This window comes from Mycobacterium bohemicum DSM 44277, from assembly GCF_001053185.1.
Taxonomy (GTDB): Bacteria; Actinomycetota; Actinomycetes; order Mycobacteriales; family Mycobacteriaceae; genus Mycobacterium; species Mycobacterium bohemicum.
Genome location: NZ_CSTD01000007.1, coordinates 95,036 through 112,740 on the forward strand (window position 1 = coordinate 95,036; position 17,705 = coordinate 112,740).

General features: G+C 70.1%; 17 protein-coding genes and 3 pseudogenes. 12 read left to right on the forward strand and 8 right to left on the reverse strand.

The window, feature by feature from the left end:
• Positions 1-8 precede the first annotated feature (8 nt).
• Both satS and BN971_RS23655 read left to right on the forward strand, forming a co-directional pair.
• Positions 9-1,337, forward strand: coding sequence for a protein export chaperone SatS (satS, locus tag BN971_RS23650; RefSeq protein ID WP_085182126.1), 1,329 nt, complete (start codon positions 9-11; stop codon positions 1,335-1,337).
• Positions 1,338-1,396: 59 nt separating this feature from the next.
• The gene (locus BN971_RS23655) at positions 1,397-2,380 is read left to right on the forward strand and encodes a VWA domain-containing protein (protein WP_085182127.1); all 984 of its coding nucleotides are present in this window, start codon (positions 1,397-1,399) and stop codon (positions 2,378-2,380) included.
• 4 nt (positions 2,381-2,384) lie between these two features.
• On the opposite strand, the gene BN971_RS23660 is transcribed toward BN971_RS23655, so the two are convergent.
• Both BN971_RS23660 and BN971_RS23665 read right to left on the reverse strand, forming a co-directional pair.
• Positions 2,385-3,392: a VWA domain-containing protein gene (locus BN971_RS23660; RefSeq protein ID WP_085182128.1), complete on the reverse strand. Its 1,008-nt coding sequence runs from the start codon at positions 3,390-3,392 to the stop codon at positions 2,385-2,387.
• Positions 3,393-3,437: 45 nt separating this feature from the next.
• Positions 3,438-4,487 (reverse strand): cupin domain-containing protein, encoded by a 1,050-nt coding sequence (locus tag BN971_RS23665; protein ID WP_245836943.1) that lies wholly within the window; start codon positions 4,485-4,487, stop codon positions 3,438-3,440.
• 147 nt (positions 4,488-4,634) lie between these two features.
• Here BN971_RS23665 and BN971_RS23670 point away from each other — a divergent pair, with 147 nt between their 5' ends.
• Together BN971_RS23670 and BN971_RS23675 are read left to right on the forward strand one after the other, a co-directional pair.
• Positions 4,635-5,312, forward strand: coding sequence for a GntR family transcriptional regulator (locus BN971_RS23670; protein ID WP_090350659.1), 678 nt, complete (start codon positions 4,635-4,637; stop codon positions 5,310-5,312).
• Positions 5,313-5,401: 89 nt separating this feature from the next.
• Complete coding sequence (locus tag BN971_RS23675; RefSeq protein ID WP_085182130.1) at positions 5,402-5,686, forward strand: GlsB/YeaQ/YmgE family stress response membrane protein; 285 nt, start codon at positions 5,402-5,404, stop codon at positions 5,684-5,686.
• Between the two features lie 66 nt (positions 5,687-5,752).
• Here BN971_RS23675 and BN971_RS23680 read toward each other — a convergent pair whose 3' ends face one another.
• Genes BN971_RS23680 through BN971_RS23690 form a run of 3 tightly spaced genes read right to left on the reverse strand, consistent with a single transcriptional unit; the run spans position 5,753 to position 8,564 of the window.
• A complete protein-coding gene (locus tag BN971_RS23680) occupies positions 5,753-6,856 on the reverse strand; it encodes an adenosine deaminase (RefSeq protein ID WP_085182131.1) in 1,104 nt (367 codons plus the stop codon).
• The gene (locus BN971_RS23685; RefSeq protein WP_090350661.1) at positions 6,853-8,172 is read right to left on the reverse strand and encodes a thymidine phosphorylase; all 1,320 of its coding nucleotides are present in this window, start codon (positions 8,170-8,172) and stop codon (positions 6,853-6,855) included. Before BN971_RS23685 ends, BN971_RS23680 begins: the two co-directional genes overlap by 4 nt.
• Positions 8,169-8,564 (reverse strand): cytidine deaminase, encoded by a 396-nt coding sequence (locus BN971_RS23690; protein WP_085182133.1) that lies wholly within the window; start codon positions 8,562-8,564, stop codon positions 8,169-8,171. Before BN971_RS23690 ends, BN971_RS23685 begins: the two co-directional genes overlap by 4 nt.
• A gap of 243 nt (positions 8,565-8,807) precedes the next feature.
• Between BN971_RS23690 and sdhC the strand changes: the two genes are divergently transcribed.
• Genes sdhC through BN971_RS23710 form a run of 4 tightly spaced genes read left to right on the forward strand, consistent with a single transcriptional unit; the run spans position 8,808 to position 12,144 of the window.
• On the forward strand, positions 8,808-9,146 hold the full coding sequence (gene sdhC, locus BN971_RS23695) for a succinate dehydrogenase, cytochrome b556 subunit (RefSeq protein ID WP_245836948.1): 339 nt from the start codon (positions 8,808-8,810) through the stop codon (positions 9,144-9,146).
• Positions 9,143-9,613 (forward strand): succinate dehydrogenase hydrophobic membrane anchor subunit, encoded by a 471-nt coding sequence (locus tag BN971_RS23700; RefSeq protein WP_085182135.1) that lies wholly within the window; start codon positions 9,143-9,145, stop codon positions 9,611-9,613. The genes sdhC and BN971_RS23700 overlap by 4 nt, the downstream gene beginning before the upstream one ends.
• A 3-nt stretch (positions 9,614-9,616) precedes the next feature.
• On the forward strand, positions 9,617-11,371 hold the full coding sequence (gene sdhA / locus BN971_RS23705; RefSeq protein ID WP_085182136.1) for a succinate dehydrogenase flavoprotein subunit: 1,755 nt from the start codon (positions 9,617-9,619) through the stop codon (positions 11,369-11,371).
• Positions 11,371-12,144 carry a succinate dehydrogenase iron-sulfur subunit gene (locus BN971_RS23710; protein WP_085182137.1) on the forward strand — a complete coding sequence of 258 codons (774 nt, stop codon included), beginning with the start codon at positions 11,371-11,373 and terminating at the stop codon, positions 12,142-12,144. Before sdhA ends, BN971_RS23710 begins: the two co-directional genes overlap by 1 nt.
• A 4-nt stretch (positions 12,145-12,148) precedes the next feature.
• On the opposite strand, the gene BN971_RS23715 is transcribed toward BN971_RS23710, so the two are convergent.
• Positions 12,149-13,351 (reverse strand): GGDEF domain-containing protein, encoded by a 1,203-nt coding sequence (locus BN971_RS23715; RefSeq protein WP_085182138.1) that lies wholly within the window; start codon positions 13,349-13,351, stop codon positions 12,149-12,151.
• 89 nt (positions 13,352-13,440) lie between these two features.
• On the opposite strand from BN971_RS23715, the pseudogene BN971_RS23720 reads away from it, so the two are divergent.
• Positions 13,441-14,049: pseudogene (locus tag BN971_RS23720) on the forward strand (carboxymuconolactone decarboxylase family protein); the annotation flags it as partial.
• An 81-nt stretch (positions 14,050-14,130) separates the two neighbouring features.
• Here the strand turns inward: BN971_RS23720 and BN971_RS23725 are convergent.
• Positions 14,131-15,039: a sigma-70 family RNA polymerase sigma factor gene (locus BN971_RS23725; RefSeq protein ID WP_090350663.1), complete on the reverse strand. Its 909-nt coding sequence runs from the start codon at positions 15,037-15,039 to the stop codon at positions 14,131-14,133.
• Complete coding sequence (locus BN971_RS25235) at positions 15,036-15,215, reverse strand: hypothetical protein (protein WP_170322223.1); 180 nt, start codon at positions 15,213-15,215, stop codon at positions 15,036-15,038. The genes BN971_RS23725 and BN971_RS25235 overlap by 4 nt, the downstream gene beginning before the upstream one ends.
• Positions 15,216-15,241: 26 nt before the next feature.
• Here BN971_RS25235 and BN971_RS23735 point away from each other — a divergent pair, with 26 nt between their 5' ends.
• The 3 genes and pseudogenes from BN971_RS23735 to BN971_RS26125 all read left to right on the forward strand — a co-directional run.
• The gene (locus BN971_RS23735) at positions 15,242-16,585 is read left to right on the forward strand and encodes an aspartate aminotransferase family protein (protein WP_085182142.1); all 1,344 of its coding nucleotides are present in this window, start codon (positions 15,242-15,244) and stop codon (positions 16,583-16,585) included.
• Between the two features lie 141 nt (positions 16,586-16,726).
• A pseudogene (locus BN971_RS26365) lies at positions 16,727-16,996 on the forward strand (PE family protein); the annotation flags it as partial.
• A 208-nt stretch (positions 16,997-17,204) separates the two neighbouring features.
• Positions 17,205-17,675, forward strand: a pseudogene (locus BN971_RS26125) (Hsp70 family protein); the annotation flags it as partial.
• Between the last annotated feature and the right edge of the window lie 30 nt (positions 17,676-17,705).

Below are 17,705 nucleotides of genomic sequence, written 5' to 3' on the forward strand. Positions count from 1 at the left end.
TGGCCCGCATGGCTGCTGACCTCGTGCCGATCCGCCTGAGCCTGTCCGCCGGTGAGCGCTACACCATCTGGGCGCCCCGCTGGCGCGACGCCGGCGACGAGTGGGAGGCGTTCCTGGGCAAGGACGAGGACCTGTACGCCTTCGAGACCGTCGCCGACCTGGTGGCGTTCGTGCGCTCCGGCGCCGACCACGACCTGGCCGACCACCCGGCGTGGGAGGGCTTCGCCGCGGCGCACGCGCACACGTTCTCCCCCGCCGACAAGGACCAGTTCGATCTGGTCGTGGTCGAGGAGCTGGTGTCGGAGAAGCCGACCGAGGAGTCGGTGGCCGCCCTGGCCGGGGTGCTGGCGATCGTGTCGTCCATCGGCTCGGTATGCGAGCTGCCCGCCGTGTCGAAGTTCTTCAACGGCAACCCCAGCCTGGGCACCGTGAGCGGCGGGATCGAGCACTTCACCGGCAAAGCGGGCCAGAAGCGCTGGCACGCGATCGCCGGGATCATCGCCCGCGGCTGGGACGACGTGCTGACCGCGATCGACGACATCGTCAGCACCCCCGAGGTCGACGAGGCCCTGTCGGCCAAGGCGGCCGACGAGCTCGAGGAGGAGCGCGAGGAGCCCGACACCGACGAGGCCACCGAGGCGACCGAGGCGACCGCCGACGACTCCGACGGCGAGGAGGCCGGGGAGACCGAGGAGGCCGCGGCAGCCGACGCGCCCGACGAGGACGACGAGACCGACGAGGACGAAGAGCAACCCCGCGCGGCCGGCGACAGCGCGGTGCTGGGCAGCGACGAGGACTTCTGGCTCAAGGTGGGCATCGACCCGATCCGGATCATGACCGGCTCGGGCACCTTCTACACGCTGCGCTGCTATCTCGACGACCGGCCGATCTTTTTGGGCCGCAACGGCCGGATCAGCGTGTTCGGGTCGGAGCGCGCGCTGGCCCGCTACCTGGCCGACGAGCACGACCACGACCTGTCGGACCTGGCCACCTACGACGACATCCGCACCGCGGCCACCGACGGCTCGCTGGCGATCGACATCACCGACGACAACATCTACGTGCTCAGCGGGCTGGCCGACGACTTCGCCGACGGCCCGGACGCCGTGGACCGCGACCAGCTGGACCTGGCCGTCGAGCTGCTGCGCGACATCGGCGACTACTCCGAGGAGAGCACCGTCGACAAGGCGCTGGAGACCAGCCGTCCGCTGGGTAAGCTGATCGCCTACGTGCTGGAGCCGGACTCGATCGGCAAGCCCACTCCCCCCTACGCCGCGGCGGTGCGCGAGTGGGAGAAACTGGAGCAGTTCGTCGACGGGCGGCTGCGCCGCGAGTAGGGCGCTTACGGCGCCCCAGCGTTTGACGGGTCATCAAGACGTAGGGGAAGGTGGGCCACGTGTCGCTTCCCGGCATCGGTCCGCTTCCGCTGTACGGGTTTCAGCGCCCGGGCATGCTGCTGTTTTTGGTCGTGCCGGTCGTGCTGCTGGGTTGCTACGTGCTGGTGCAGGCCGGCCGGCGGCGGCGGCTGCGCCGGTACACCGAGGAGCGGGTGCCGCAATCGTGGTGGCGGCACCTCCCGCTCGCGGTAGCCCTGCTCAGCCTGGTCCTGCTGACCGTCGCGCTGGCCACGCCCACCCACGACATGCGCATCCCGCGCAACCGCGCGGTGATCATGCTGGTGATCGACATGTCCCAGTCGATGCGCGCCACCGACGTCGAGCCCAATCGGCTCAAGGCGGCCGAGCAGGCGGCGAGTCAGTTCGCCGGCCAGCTGACCCCGGGCGTCAACCTGGGCCTCGTCGGTTTCGCCGGAACGCCGTACCTGCTGGTGCCGCCGACGCCGCAGCACCAGGCCACGCTGGAGGCGCTGAAAAAGCTGGACTTCGCCGACAGCACGGCGACCGGCGAGGCCATCTTCACCGCCCTGCACGCGATCGGAGCCACGGCGATCGCCGGGGGCGACAACCCGCCTCCGGCGCGCATCGTGCTGCTCTCCGACGGCCGGGAGAACAAGCCCACGGATCCCAGCGATCCGCACGACGGCGCCTACACCGCGGCGCGCCTGGCCAAGGACCAGGGGGTGCCCATCTCCACGATCTCGTTCGGTACCCAGAACGGCGAGATCGAGATGAACGGGCAGCGGGTCGCCGTCCCGGTGTCGGCCGACCAGATGAAGATGATCGCCAAGTTGTCCGGTGGGCAGTCCTACACCGCCTCCAACATCAAAGAGCTCGAGAAGGACTACGACGCCATCGAGAGCGAGATCGGCTACCGCATCGTGGCGGGCCCGGGAAGTTCGGGGTGGCTGCGCCTGGCGGTCATCACCGCCCTGATCGCCACGGGGCTGGCGCTATTGATCAACCGGCGCCTGCCCGTCTGATCGCTCAGGAGGGCAGCCTGCGGTTCAGGAGCAGGCCCGCCAGGATCGCACCGGCCATGACCACCGCACCGAGCAGCATCCACGCGAGGCTGGCGTCACCCTTGACGGTCTCGTAGCCGATCTGGTGCTGCAGGGTCGTGTACACCTGCTTGAGCGATTCCAGGCTGTCGGCGTGGAACGCCTGGCCGTCGGTGATCTCGCAGATCTTCTGCAGCGTCTGGTCGTCCACCGGAACCGGGATGGTCGCGCCCTCGAAGTCCACGGTGCCGTACGGCGTGCCGAACGAGATCGTCGATATCTGCACGCCCTCGGCCTTGGCGGCGCGGGCCGCGGTGAACGCGCCCTGCGGCGCGTTGGGGTCCAGCGGAACGTTCTCGGCGCCGTCGGACTCCAGCACGATGCGCGCCGGCGGCGGACCGTCGCCGCCGCCCATCACCGAGCCCACCGTCGCGATCGCCTGCAACGCCGTGAACAGGCCCTCGCCCGTCGCGGTTTTCGGGGCCGGCTGCAGGCCGTCGATCGCCTTCTTGACGGCCTCGCGGTTGGTCGTCGGCGGGACGAGCAGCGTGGCGTTGGCCGCGAACTCCACCAGGCCCAGGTTGATCGCCGGCGTCAGCTCGTCGGCGAATTGCTTGCCGGCCTCCTGCGCCGCGGCCAGCCGGGTGGGCGGGACGTCCGTGGAGGCCATCGACTCCGAGACGTCGATCACCAGCATCACGACCGCGCGGTTCAGCGGGATGCGCACGTCCGACGTCGGACCCGCCATCGCGGTGGTCAGCAACACCAGCGAGACGGCGAGCAGGACCGTCGGCAGGTGCCGCCAGCGGCTGGCGCGGGGCGGGGCGACGCGCTCCAGCACCTCCATGTTGGCGAACCGCAGCACCCGGCGGCGGCGGGCGAACTGCTGCGCGACGTAGATGCCCAGCACCAGCAGCACGGCCAGCAGGAACAGGAAGAACCAGGCGTGCTGGAAGCCCGTCAGCGACACCGGTCCCAGCAGAGGCAGCCTCATGTCCAGCCACCTTATTCGCCTTCTTCGCCGGCGGGGTGTTCCGCCTCAGCCCGCCACGAGATCGCGGCGCTGGGTGAACTTGATGTCCAGGCTGCGAAGGTAGGTTTGCAGGCCGGCGTCCTGAATGGGGATCAGGTGCGCGGGGTGCTCGGTCTCGTTGTAGTGCGCGTGCCAGATGCCCGGGGGCGTGGTGAACGCGCAGCCGGCCCGCCAGTCGACCCGGATCGGGTCGGCGATGTCACCGCGCTCGTCGAGGCGGGTGCCCAGCAGGGTGTAGCAGCCGTGTTCCGGGGCGTCGAGGATCAGGTCGAGGGCGACCGACTGGTGCCGGTGCGGACGCTGCACCTGGTTGGGCGGCAGCACGCCGAACATCGCCCACAGCACGTGCGTGATGGTCAGGGTCTGCTCCTGTTCGGCGTTGGCCAGCAGCACGCTGACCCGGCTCTTCTCGTTGGCGCCAGGCCGGGAGGCGATCTCCTCGAGCTTGGCGACCGCGTCCGAACGGCAGAACTTCGTCGCGCGAAACCGCGGCTGGGTCGCCTCGGCGCCGAGGTAGCGCAGCAACGGCTCGTCGTGCACCCAGTACATGGCGGTGTCGGTCGCGCCGTAGAACACCGCACGGGTGCCGGCGGGCAGCGTCAGGAAGTCGCCCTTCTCCCACGTCACCAGCTGGCCGTTGACGGCCGCGAAGCCCCGCCCGAACAGGACGTAGTACAGCTGCGAGGTGGCGTTCGGGCTGGTGGCGACCTGCCCGCCGGGGCGGATGCGCACGAAGTTGGCCAGCAACGCCGGGCTGGTCGCCGCGCCGGTCGTGATGCCCAGCTCGCCGGACAGGTCGAGCGGGATGACGCCGGTCCCCTCGTGCAGGTAGACGTCGGGGTCGAACCGGGTGATCGGCACGCGCGGGACGTGCCCGGAGCCGATCGGGTTGGCGGCCTTGGAGTACTCGAAGTACTCGGCGTCGTCGGCCCAGTCCTCGAACCGGCCCTCGAAGCCGTACTCGGCGACGTTGATCATCGGGGCGGGAATGGTCGGGTCCAGATTGGGAACCACGGATTGATCGGTTCCCGCGGTGTGCATGGGTGAGCCGCTCATGGAAGCTCCTTCGGCAGGGCGTGCGTCTTACATCTCTAACGTATCTTTCTTGTATCTCAGCGTCAACCGAACCCCTCGGCCGCTCCGGCCGGTGTACGGTCGTTCGGCGTGTCGTTGGGATACGACTCAGCTACAAGGAGGCGATCGGTGGCTTCGGCAAAGGACCGTGCGCTGGAGTTCGTCAAGACCCAGGTCCTGACCGGCGCCTTCCCGGGCGGCGAGCTGATCAGCGAGGGCGACGTGGCCACCGCGCTGGGGATGTCGCGTACGCCGGTGCGCGAGGCGTTCCTGCGGCTGGAGGCCGAGGGCCTGCTGCGGCTGTACCCCCAGCGCGGGGCGCTCGTCGTGCCGGTGTCGCCCGACGAGGTGCGGGAGGTGATCGAGGCCCGCTGGGTGTTGGAGCAGTTCGCGGCGGCCAAGGTGGTCGAGCGCGGACCGGCCGCCTGCGCCGCCGTGTTCGAGCGACTGGCCGGCGAACTGGCCCGGCAGCGCGACGCGGTGGAGGCGGCGGACTGGGTCCGGTTCCTGGAGGCCGACCGCGCCTTTCACGCGGTCACGCTCGAGGAGTCGGGCAACGCCATCCTGCGCGGTTTCTATTCGTCGCTGCGGGACCGGCAGATGCGGATGATCGGCGAGTCGGCGCTGCGCGATCCCGGCCGGACGGCCGGGATCATGGACGAGCACCGTGGCATCGCCGAGGCGTTGCGCGACGGGGACCTCGCGCGGGCCCGGGAGGCCGTGCGGGCACACCTCGCCAGCACGGTGCGGGCCATGGGCGTGGCGGGCGACCAGTTGTCGGTGATCGGCGGCGCGGCGCACGGGTGAGAACGTGGACGGGGTTACGAAGCCATCGGATTGGGGAACCCCTGTCGAAGATGGCGCCTACCCCGGGCGCCGCTACGACAGGAGCTGAAATGATCGGATCGATAATCCTCGCCATCGTGGTGGGCGCGATCATCGGTTTGGTGGCGCGTCTCGTGATGCCGGGTAAGCAGAACATCGGCATGATCATGACCATCGCGTGCGGCGCCGTGGGCGGCCTGCTGGGCTCGGTGATCGCCAGCCAATTCGGATACCACAACGCCAACGGCGGCATCGCCTGGATTCCGTTCTTCATCGGAGTCGTCTGCGCGATCGTCCTCATCGCGGTCTACGAGGCCGTGACCGGTCGCGGTAGCCGCACGAAGCTGCCCCGCTAGACATATTCGGCCGATCGCCGCTCGCCCGGTCCCCGGGCGGGCGGCTTTCGGGCGTGAAGGGGCCCGCTAGCCGCTGATGAGCACGGCGTACCGCGGCTTGATCACCTCGTCGATGATCGCCAGCCGCTGGTCGAACGGGATGAATGCGGACTTCATCGCGTTGATCGTGAACCGCTCCAGGTCGCTCCACCCGTAGCCGAAAGCCTCGGCCAAACGCGACATCTCCAGGCTCATCGAGGTGTCGCTCATGAGCCGGTTGTCGGTGTTGACGGTGACCCGGAACCGCGTGCGGGCCAGCAGGTCGAACGGGTGGTCGGCGATGCTCTTGACCGCGCCGGTCTGCACGTTCGAGCTGGGGCACAGCTCGAGCGGAATTCGCTTGTCCCGCAATATGGATGCCAGCCGGCCCAGCCGCACGCTCCCGGCTCCGGCGCCGTCGTCGAGCAACGCGATGTCGTCGACGATGCGCACCCCGTGACCCAGCCGGTCGGCGCCGCAGAACGCGATCGCCTCGTGGATCGACGGCAGCCCGAACGCCTCGCCCGCGTGAATCGTGAAGCGCGCGTTGTTGTCCCGCATGTACTCGAACGCGTCCAGGTGCCGCGTCGGCGGGTTCCCGGCCTCGGCGCCGGCGATGTCGAAGCCGACCACGCCCTTGTCGCGCCACCGGACGGCCAGCTCGGCGATCTCGCGCGACACCGCGGCGTGGCGCATGGCGGTCACCAGCAGCCGCACCACGATGGGGCGCCCCGCCGCGGCGCAGGCCTTCTCGCCGTCGGCGAAGCCGGCCAGCACGGCGTCGACGATCTCGTCGAAGGTCAGCCTGCGGTCGATGTGCAGCTCGGGAGCGAACCGGATCTCGGCGTACACCACCGAGTCGGCGGCCAAATCCTCCACGCACTCGTAGGCCACGCGGTGCAGCGAGTCGGCGGTCTGCATCACCGCGACGGTGTGCGAGAACGGCTCCAGGTAGCGCTCCAGCGATCCGCTGTGCGACCGGGTGCGAAACCACGTCGCGAGCTCGTCGGCCTCGGTGGCGGGCAGCTCGTCGTAGCCGATCTCCCCGGCGATGTCGATGACGGTCGACGGCCGCAGTCCGCCGTCGAGGTGATCGTGCAGCAGGGCCTTGGGCGCCCGGGTGATCTGCTCGAAGTCCAGCGGTCTTGTCACGTCACGATCCGATCGATGATGAGCGGCCGGGCGGCCGCCTCCGATACCGGGTCCGCCCCCGAAACCAGGTCCGCCCCCGAAACCAGGGATGTGGGTCCGACGCGGTAGCCGCCGTCCAGCTCGGCCAGGGCGGCCCCGAAGCGCTCCGGGGTGTCGGTGTAGAGGGTGAACAGCGGCTCGCCGGGGGCCACGGGTTGCCCCGGGCGGCGGTGGATCCGGATGCCGGCGCCCGCCTGCACGGCGACTCTTCCCGCGCCCAGCCGCCAGGCCGCCAGCCCCACCGCCATTGCGTCGATATCGCCCATTGTGCCGCCCCGCTCGGCGGTCACGACTTCGGAGTGCGCGCCGATCGGCAACGGCACCGACAGGTCACCGCCCTGCGCCGCGACCAGGCGGCGAAACCGGTCCATCGCGGTGCCGTCGCGCAGCGTCTCGGCGGGGTCGCGGTCGCCGATGCCGGCCAGCTCGAGCATCTCGGTGGCCAGCCGCAGCGTCAGCTCCACCACGTCCGGCGGGCCGCCACCCGCCAGCACCTCGAGGGCCTCGGCCACCTCGAGGGCGTTGCCGACGGTCGCCCCCAGTGGGCGGTTCATGTCCGTCAGGAACGCGTGGGTGGGCACCCCGTGCGCCGCCCCCAGCTCGACCATGGTGTGCGCCAGCTCCCGGCACTGCTGCTCGGAGGCCAGCAACGCCCCGGAACCGACCTTGACGTCGAGCACCAGCGCGCCCGCCCCCTCGGCCAGCTTCTTGCTCATCACCGAGCTGGCGATCAGCGGCAGCGACTCCACCGTGGCGGTCACGTCGCGCAGCGCGTACAGCTTGGCGTCCGCCGGGGCCAGCTCGCCGGCGGCGAAGATGGCCGCGCCGACGTCGCGGAGTTGCTCGCGCATGCGCGCGGCGGGCAGTTCGGCGCTGAACCCGGCGATGGACTCCAGCTTGTCCAGCGTGCCCCCGGTGTGCCCGAGGCCGCGCCCGGCCGCCTGCGGCACCGCCGCGCCGCAGGCGGCGACGACGGGAACCAGCGGCAGGGTGATCTTGTCCCCCACCCCGCCGGTGGAGTGCTTGTCCACGGTCGGCAGGCCGAGGTCGCTGAAATCCATGCGCCGCCCCGAGGCGATCATGGCCGCGGTCCACCTGGCGATCTCGGCGCGGTCCATCCCGCGAAACACGATCGCCATCGCCAGGGCCGCCATCTGCTCCTCGGCGACCCGGCCGTCGGTGTAGGCCGCGATGATCCAGTCGATGGCGGCGTCGGAAAGCCGGCCGCCGTCGCGCTTGGTCCTGATGATCGTGGGCGCGTCGAACGAGGCGTTCATGCCCGGGCGAGGTCTTCGGGGCCGAAGGCGTCGGGCAGCAACGCGTCGAGGCGGCGCGGTCCGGCCGGGTGGTCGACGAGCAGGCCGGGGCCGCCGTGTTCGAGCAGCACCTGGCGGCATCGCCCGCAGGGCATCAGCGCCGACCCCCGCCCGTCGACGCACGCCAGGGCGACCAGGCGCCCGCCGCCGGTCGCGTGCAGGGCGCACACCACCCCGCATTCTGCACACAGACCAAGGCCATATGAGACGTTCTCCACATTGCATCCGGTGACCACCCGGCCGTCGTCGACGAGCGCGGCCGCCCCCACCGGGAACCCGGAATAGGGCGCGTAGGCGCCCGACGCGGCGCCGATCGCCTTGTCCCGCAACATATCCCAGTCGATGTTCGGCATGCGCAACCCCGCTGATCCGATGGGCCTTGGTGGTCCTCTCAGAACGTCACCCTAGCCCCGGCGCGCGGCGCGCTCAGCCGCCTGGCCGGCACTTCGATCCGGGCGGCCGGGTTAGGCTGGACTGCCCGGCTCGGGTGGCCGGCGAAGGCGGTGAGAACAGGGTTGAGTACGCAGGCGACAACCTCGCACGCGCCGTCGCGCAGGCGGCGCCCGCCCCGCACCCTGTACCGGGGCGACCCCGCGATGTGGTCCTGGGTCCTGCACCGCATCAGCGGCGCGACGATCTTCTTCTTCCTGTTCGTGCACGTGCTCGACGCCGCGATGCTGCGGGTGAGCCCGCAGACGTACGACGCGGTCATCCACGACTACCAGACCCCGGTCGTCGGCCTGATGGAATTCGGACTGGTCGCCGCCGTGGGATTCCACGCGCTCAACGGGATCCGGGTGATCCTCATCGACTTCTGGTCGCAGGGGCCGCGCTACCAACGGCCGATGCTGTGGATCGTCGCCGTCGTCTACGCGCTGCTGCTGGTCCCGGCCGGCGTGGTGCTGGGCATCCACCTGCTGGACCACTTCCGATGAGCGGCCCCGACCTGCAGCTGGGACGGGGCGAGGTCGCGCCCGTGCGCCAGCGCAGCCACGACCGCCCCGCCGGCCTGGACAATCCACGCTCGCCGCGGCGGCGCTCCGGCATCCCCAACTTCGAGAAGTTCGCCTGGCTGTTCATGCGGTTCTCCGGCGTGGTGCTCGTCGTCCTGGCGCTCGGGCACCTGTTCATCACGCTGATGTGGGACGACGGGGTCTACCGCATCGACTTCAACTTCGTGGCGCAGCGCTGGGGTTCGCCGTTCTGGCAGACCTGGGACCTGCTCCTGCTGTGGCTGGCTCAGCTGCACGGCGGCAACGGCATGCGCATCATCATCGACGACTACAGCCGCAAGGACAGCACCCGCTTCTGGCTGAACTCGCTGCTGGCGGTGTCGATGCTGTTCACCCTGACGCTGGGCACCTACGTGATCATGACCTTCGACCCGAACATCGGGAGCTGACCCGTGATCGCCCAACACCGCTACGACGTGGTGATCGTCGGCGCCGGGGGCGCCGGCATGCGGGCGGCGGTGGAGGCCGGCCCGCGCGTGCGCACCGCGGTGTTGACCAAGCTCTATCCGACCCGCAGCCACACCGGGGCCGCGCAGGGCGGCATGTGCGCCGCGCTGGCCAACGTCGAGGACGACAACTGGGAGTGGCACACGTTCGACACGGTCAAGGGCGGCGACTACCTCGCCGACCAGGACGCCGTGGAGATCATGTGCCGGGAAGCCATCGACGCGGTGCTCGACCTGGAGAAGATGGGGATGCCGTTCAACCGCACCCCCGAGGGCCGCATCGATCAGCGCCGCTTCGGCGGCCACACCCGCGAGCACGGCAAGGCCCCGGTGCGCCGCGCCTGCTACGCCGCCGACCGCACCGGACACATGATCCTGCAGACCCTGTACCAGAACTGCGTGAAGCACGACGTGCAGTTCTTCAACGAGTTCTACGCGCTGGACCTGGTGCTCACGCAGACCCCCGGCGGCCCGGTGGCCACCGGCGTGGTGGCCTACGAGCTGGCCACCGGCGAGATCCACGTCTTCCACGCCAAGGCCGTCGTGATCGCCACGGGCGGGTCGGGCCGCATGTACAAGACGACGTCCAACGCGCACACGCTGACCGGCGACGGCCTCGGCATCGTGTTCCGCAAGGGACTTCCGTTGGAGGACATGGAGTTTCACCAGTTTCACCCGACGGGCCTGGCCGGGCTGGGCATCCTGATCTCGGAGGCCGTGCGGGGCGAGGGCGGCCGGCTGCTCAACGCCGAGGGCGAACGCTTCATGGAGCGCTACGCGCCGACGATCGTCGACCTGGCGCCCCGGGACATCGTCGCCCGGTCGATGGTTCTGGAAGTCCTGGCGGGCCGCGGCGCCGGCCCGCACAAGGACTACGTCTACATCGACGTCCGCCACCTGGGCGAGGACGTGCTGGAGGCCAAGCTGCCCGACGTCACCGAGTTCGCCCGCACCTACCTGGGCGTGGACCCGGTGCGCGAGCTCGTCCCCGTGTACCCGACCTGTCACTACGTGATGGGCGGCATCCCGACCACCGTCACCGGACAGGTGTTGGCCGACAACAGCTCTACGGTGCCGGGCCTCTATGCGGCCGGCGAGTGCGCGTGCGTGTCGGTGCACGGGGCCAACCGGCTGGGCACCAACTCGCTGCTGGACATCAACGTCTTCGGCCGCCGCGCCGGCATCGCCGCCGTGCACTACGCCCGCGGGCACGACTTCGTCGACATGCCGCCCAATCCGGAGGCGATGGTGCTCGGCTGGGTGGGCGACATCCTCTCCGAGCACGGCAACGAGCGCGTCGCCGACATCCGCGGCGCGCTACAGCAGACGATGGACAACAACGCCGCGGTGTTCCGCACCGAGGAGACGCTCAAGCAGGCGCTCGGCGACATCCATGCGCTCAAGGGGCGGTACTCCCGAATAACCGTGCACGACAAGGGGAAACGCTTCAACAGTGACCTGCTGGAGGCGATCGAGCTGGGGTTTCTGCTGGAGCTGGCCGAGGTCACCGTGGCCGGGGCGCTGAACCGCAAGGAGTCCCGCGGCGGGCACGCCCGACAGGACTACCCGAACCGCGACGACGTCAACTACATGCGCCACACGATGGCCTACAAGCAGGGCACCGACCTGCTCAGCGACATCGCCCTGGACTTCAAGCCCGTCGTGCAGACCCGCTACGAGCCGATGGAACGGAAGTACTGATGGCCGAAGACGACGCACCGCTGCCGCCCGTTCCCGAAGGCGCGGTGCTGGTGACCGTGAAGATCGCCCGGTTCAACCCCGAAGATCCCGACGCGTTTGCCAAAACCGGCGGCTGGCAGTCGTTTCGGGTGCCCTGCCTGCCCAGCGACCGGCTGCTCAACCTGTTGATCTACATCAAGGGGTATCTCGACGGGACGCTGACGTTCCGGCGGTCCTGCGCCCACGGCGTGTGCGGGTCCGACGCGATGCGGATCAACGGCGTCAACCGGCTGGCCTGCAAGGTGCTGATGCGCGACCTGCTGCCGGACAAGCCGGGCAAGCAACTCACCGTCACCGTCGAGCCGATCCGCGGGCTGCCGGTGGAGAAGGACCTGGTGGTCGACATGGAGCCGTTCTTCGACGCCTACCGGGCGGTGAAGCCCTACCTGGTCACCACCGGCAATCCGCCGACGCGCGAACGCATCCAGAGCCCCACCGACCGCGCCCGCTACGACGACACCACCAAGTGCATCCTGTGCGCGGCCTGCACCACCAGTTGCCCGATCTTCTGGCACGAGGGCAGCTACTACGGCCCGGCGGCGATCGTCAACGCGCACCGGTTCATCTTCGACAGCCGCGACGAGGCGGCCGCCGAGCGCCTCGACATCCTCAACGAGGTCGACGGCGTGTGGCGGTGCCGCACCACGTTCAACTGCACCGAGGCCTGCCCGCGCGGGATTCAGGTCACCAAGGCGATCCAAGAGGTCAAGCGCGCCCTGATGTTCTCGCGCTAAGGGGTCAGCGCTGCCGACCCTCGTACGGCGGAACCGCGCTGCCGGTGTCCTGCGGGGGCAATTCGCCCGCACCGCCGGCGCCGAAAAACAAGTGCCTGTGCGGGGGCGCCGACCGATCCCGACGAGCACCCGGCGAAGCGCAGAGTTCGTGGTGGGTACTTTGGTTGCCGCCCAACCGTTTCGCCTGGTACATCGCGGCGTCGGCGGCGGTGATCAACGCATCGAGGACCGACTGCGGTTCGGATCCGGTGTCGACGAGGCGGGCGCAGGCGGTGCCGATACTGGCGGTGACGCCCGCGCCGGATGCCGCGATGCCCGCGCACACCCGCTCGGCCAGCGACTCGGCATTGCAGCTCGGCGACGTGCCGGCCAGGAGGAATTCCTCGCCGCCGCTGCGCGACACCACCGCCTGGTTGTCGGCGGCGGCCAGCAGCGCCTGGGCGACTTGGACCAGGGCGTGGTCGCCCGCGGCGTGACCGCACCGGTCGTTGAGGGCCTTGAAATTGTCGAGGTCGATCAGCATGACCACCAGGTGGGAGTCGATGCCGCGTCGGGCCAGCATCATGCCCAGCGCCTCGTGCGCAAATGCGCGCCTGTTGAGCAAGCCCGTCAAAGGATCGCGGTCGGCGCGCAGCAGGTCTCCCGACAAGGCGCGCACCAGGATTCGGATGGCCAGCGGCAGCGCGATGTTGACCTCGATCACCAGCCACAAATCGACCCCAGCGAGGGTGGTGTGGCCCGATCGCGCCAGTGACACGGCCTCCCAGGTGCCGACGGCGGCGGCCACCGCGAAGTTATAAAGCACCATTCCCGTGGTGTGGAAGAACGCCATGTAGGCGCCGAAGCTCGCGAAAGCAACACACCCGATGAGCGCGGCCAGCGGGTTCGGGTGGGCCAGGCACGCCAGCGCGACGGAGATGTTGCACGTGACGCCGAAAAGGACCGATTGCGAGCGCGTCGGCCAGCGCCATATCCACAGCAGTGCCCCCGCGATCCCACCGGCGACCGCGATCCATGTCATCGCCACCGGCACCGGTCCGCGGGGACCGTCGGAGCCGGCGAGCAGCGCGAGGAGGCACAACACCATCGACCCCGCGATGAACGCCATCAGCGCCCGGGTGGCGCCGCTGACGCCCCGCGAGGCGAGGTACCCGGAAAGCCAGTCGTACTGATCGCCCCGCCACCAACGGCTGAACAGCACAGTCATCGTTGACTCTCCCCGATCGCCACCACCGGCCCTCGCTGGGAAAAGGCTAGCCGCATGCGATGCGGGAATGGTCACACTTTCGCGGATCAATTCGTCTGACGGGTATGACACCGAAAACCCGCATCCAGCCCCTGCCCCCGAAGCGCGCCGGACTGCTGAACCGGGCCATCTACCGGATTGCCAGGCGGCGCTTCGGCCAAGTCCCCGAGCCCTTCACCGTCACCGCGCACCATCGCAAGCTGATGGTCGCCGGCGCGGTCCACGAAACGATGGTCGAGTGGGCGTCGCGCACCCTTCCCGTCAGCGTGCGCGAGCTCGCGGTGTTCTGGACCGCGCGGGCGATCGGCTGTTCGTGGTGCGTCGACTTCGGGTCGATGCTGCAGCGCCTGGACGGCCTCGACGTCACGCGACTGAGGGAAATCGACTGCTACGCAACCTCTCCCGCGTTCACCGAGGACGAGCGCGCCGCCATTGCCTACGCCGACGCGATGTCCACCGATCCGCACACCGTCACCGACGAGCAGGTCGCCGACCTGCGCGCGCGCTTCGGTGACGCCGGCGTGATCGAGCTGACCTATCAGATCGGACTGGAGAACATGCGGGCGCGGATGAACTGCGCGCTGGGCATCACCGAGCAGGGCTTCAGCTCGGGTGACGCGTGCCGGATTCCGTGGGCTTCCGGCGATGGCGCCAGCTAAGGACTCGTCTGCCGTCGTCCGAATCGGGGAACGGGCGTGCTGCCGTAATCTGCCGCGGGGTACGCAACCTTCAGCCGGCGACTACTGCGACGCGCGCAGCGGAGACCCGGTGAACTTGTCCGGATTGGCGACATCCCATAGCGCGCAGACCTTCCCGTCGCGCACGGTCAGCGCCGTGATCCGGGGCAGGAGCTCGCGGTAGCCGTCGCCGGCGGGGTGGCCGGCCGTGTAAAAGCCCAGTTCGCCGTTGACCCGTGCGAGCTCGGACGCGGCGAACATCGCGGGGCCGTAGCGCTGCATGAGGCCCAGCATGAACCGGACCACCTTGTCGCGCCCGTGGATGACCCGAACCGCCGTGGGCGCCTTGCCGTCCGAGTCGCCGGTGAAGGTGACGTCGGGGTGCAGCAGCGCCACCACGGCGTCGATGTCGCCGGCCGCCATGGCGGCGAGCAGCCGGCCGACCACCTCGTCGTGCGACGGGTCGGGCTTCGGCGGTGGCTGCGCCGCGCCGGCCTTGCGGGCGCGCGAGGCCAGCTGCCGGGTGGCGGCCTCGGTGGTTCCCAGCACCCGCGCCACGTCGGCGAATGGCACGGCGAAGCCGTCGTGCAGCACGAACGCGACCCGCTGGTCGGGTGACAGCCGCTCGAGCACCACCATCGCCACGAACCGGGCGTCTTCGCGGGATACCACCGCCGACAGCGGGTCGGTCGTGTCGGACAGTCCGGTGACGACGGGTTCCGGCAGCCAGGTGCCGGTGTAGGTCTCGCGGCGGTGCGCGGCCGACCGCAGCTTGTCCAGGCCCAGCCGGCTGACCACGGTCGTCAGCCAGGCACGCAGATCTGTGATCTCGGCGGCCTGATTGTCCCAGCGCAGCCAGGCTTCCTGGACGATGTCCTCGGCGTCGGCCACGGTGCCCGTCAGCCGGTACGCGACCGCCATGAGATGCGGTCGCAGAGCCTCGAATTCGGCGACCTCCTGCGTTGAGGTCATGGCACCGAGCCTAGCGCGGTGACGGCGAGCGCCGGAACGGCGCGAGTGAGGAACCGCGCCATCAAACCTAGCGCGGTGACGGCGAGCGCCGGAACGGCGCGAGCGAGGAACCGCGCCATCAAACCCGGCGCGGTGACGGCGAGCGCCGGAACGGCGCGAGCGAGGAACCGCGCCATCAAACCCAGCGCTACGCTCACGAGCAATGACCCAGCACCTGTGGCTGCACTTCGCCCGGCACGGCCCCGACATCACCCCGCCGGTCATCACTCGCGGCGAGGGCGTGACCATCTTCGACGACCGCGGCAAGAGCTACCTGGACGGGCTGTCGGGGCTGTTCACGGTGCAGGTGGGCCACGGCCGCACCGAACTCGCCGAGGTCGCCGCCCGGCAGGCGAGCACGCTGGCGTACTTCCCGCTGTGGGGGTACGCGCACCCGTCGGCCATCGAACTCGCCGAGCGGCTGGCGCACTACGCCCCCGGCGACCTCAACCGGGTGTTCTTCACCACCGGCGGCACCGAGGCGGTGGAGACCGCGTGGAAACTGGCCAAGCAGTACTTCAAGCTCACGGGCAAACCCGGTAAGCACAAGGTGATTTCGCGCGCGATCGCCTACCACGGCACCACGCAGGGCGCGCTGGCGATCACCGGCCTGCCCAAATACAAGGCGCCGTTCGAGCCCGTGACGCCGGGCGGCTTCCGGGTGCCCAACACGAACCTCTACCGTGCGCCCGCGGCGTTGGCCGACGACCCGAAAGCCTTCGGGCGGTGGGCCGCCGACCGGATCGCCGAGGCGATCGAATTCGAGGGACCCGACACCGTCGCCGCGGTCTTCCTGGAACCGGTCCAGAACGCGGGCGGCTCGATCCCGCCGCCGCCGGGCTATTTCGACCGGGTGCGCGAGATCTGCGACGCCTACGACGTGCTGCTGGTCTCCGACGAAGTGATCTGCGCGTTCGGCCGGATCGGGTCGATGTTCGCCTGCTCGTCAGACATCGGAGACTTCGGCTACGTGCCCGACATCATCACCTGCGCCAAGGGGCTCACCTCCGGCTACTCCCCGCTGGGCGCGATGATCGCCACCGACCGGCTGTTCGAGCCGTTCAACGACGGCGAAACCATGTTCCCGCACGGCTATACGTTCGGCGGCCACCCGGTGTCGGCGGCTGTGGCGCTGGCCAACCTCGACATCTTCGAGCGCGAGGGCCTCAACGATCGCGTTCGACGGCACGCGCCGGCCTTTCGCGCCACGCTGGAGAGGCTGCACGACCTGCCCATCGTCGGCGACGTGCGCGGGGAGGGCTACTTCTACGGCATCGAACTGGTGAAGGACAAGGCCACGAAGCAAACCTTCGACGACTCCGAGCGCCGGTCGCTGCTGTCGCGGGTGTCGTCCGAGCTGTTCGAGAACGGGCTGTACTGCCGCACCGACGATCGCGGCGATTCCGTCATCCAGCTGGCGCCCCCGCTGATCAGCGGGCAGGACGAGTTCGACACGATCGAATCCATCCTGCGCGACGTGCTCGCGGAAGCCTCGAAGCGGCTATAGCGGCGGCACAGCCGGGCGCAGAGGCCACGAAGCGCCGGCGGCCAGGCTCCCCGCAAGCAGCGGACGGTCGGAAGCCTGCCACGGGACGGCCGATGTCGTAGTCTGCCTGTCGGGGGACTGATACCGGGTAGGTAGGTGACAATGTCTGCTCTGCTGGCGGTCCCCGAGGTCATGGTCTCGGCGGCAACGAATCTGTCCGAACTTGGCGCGACACTATCGGCCGCCAGTGCGGCCGCGGCGGGCCCGACGACCGGGGTGCTGTCCGCGGCCGACGATGAGGTGTCGACGGCGGTGGCGGCGCTGTTTTCCGAGCAGGGGCAGGCGTTTCAGGCGCTCAGCGCGCGGGCGGCGGCCTTTCACGCGCAGTTCGCGCAGACGCTGACCGCCGCCGGCTGCGCCTATGCGGCGACCGAGGCGGCCGCGGTCGCACCCTTGCGCGCCGCGCAGGCCCAAGGGGGCCTGCTGGGTGCGGTCAATGCGACCTTCCTGGCCTACACGGGGCGTCCGCTGATCGGTAACGGCCAGCCCGGGGCGGCGGGGACCGGGGCCAACGGCGGGGCCGGCGGCGATGGCGGCAGCGGTGGGCTGTTGATGGGCATCGGCGGGACCGGCGGGACCGGCGGCGGCGGCGCAGGACCGCGACCCCGCGCGACCGGGCGGCCTGCCCTGGTACAAACGCACCGCGCTGGTGCTGAGCCTGCTGGGCGCGGGCGCGGCCGTGCTCGTCGCCGTGCTGCTGGCCCTGACCATGGGCCGGCAGAAGACCAACCCGGTCAACACCACGCCGCCGAACGTCCCCGCGCCGCCGCCGACGTCGCAAACCGTGACGATCACCGAGCCGAACGGCAGCACCACCGAGACCGTGGTCCCGGCGCCCCCGCCGCCGTCGACGCAGCCGTCGGACACCTCGTCGGCCCCGCCGCCGACCACCACCACGACGAGCCCCCCACCGTCGACCACCACCACGACGCAGGCGCCGACCACCACCACCCAGCAGCCCACCACGTCGCAGGTCACCACCAGCACGGCTCCCACGACCACGCATGAAGGGCCGCGGCCGCCCCGTTTCCAGCCCCCGTCCGGGCACTGACGCGGCCTGACCGCCCGGTGGGGGCGCACC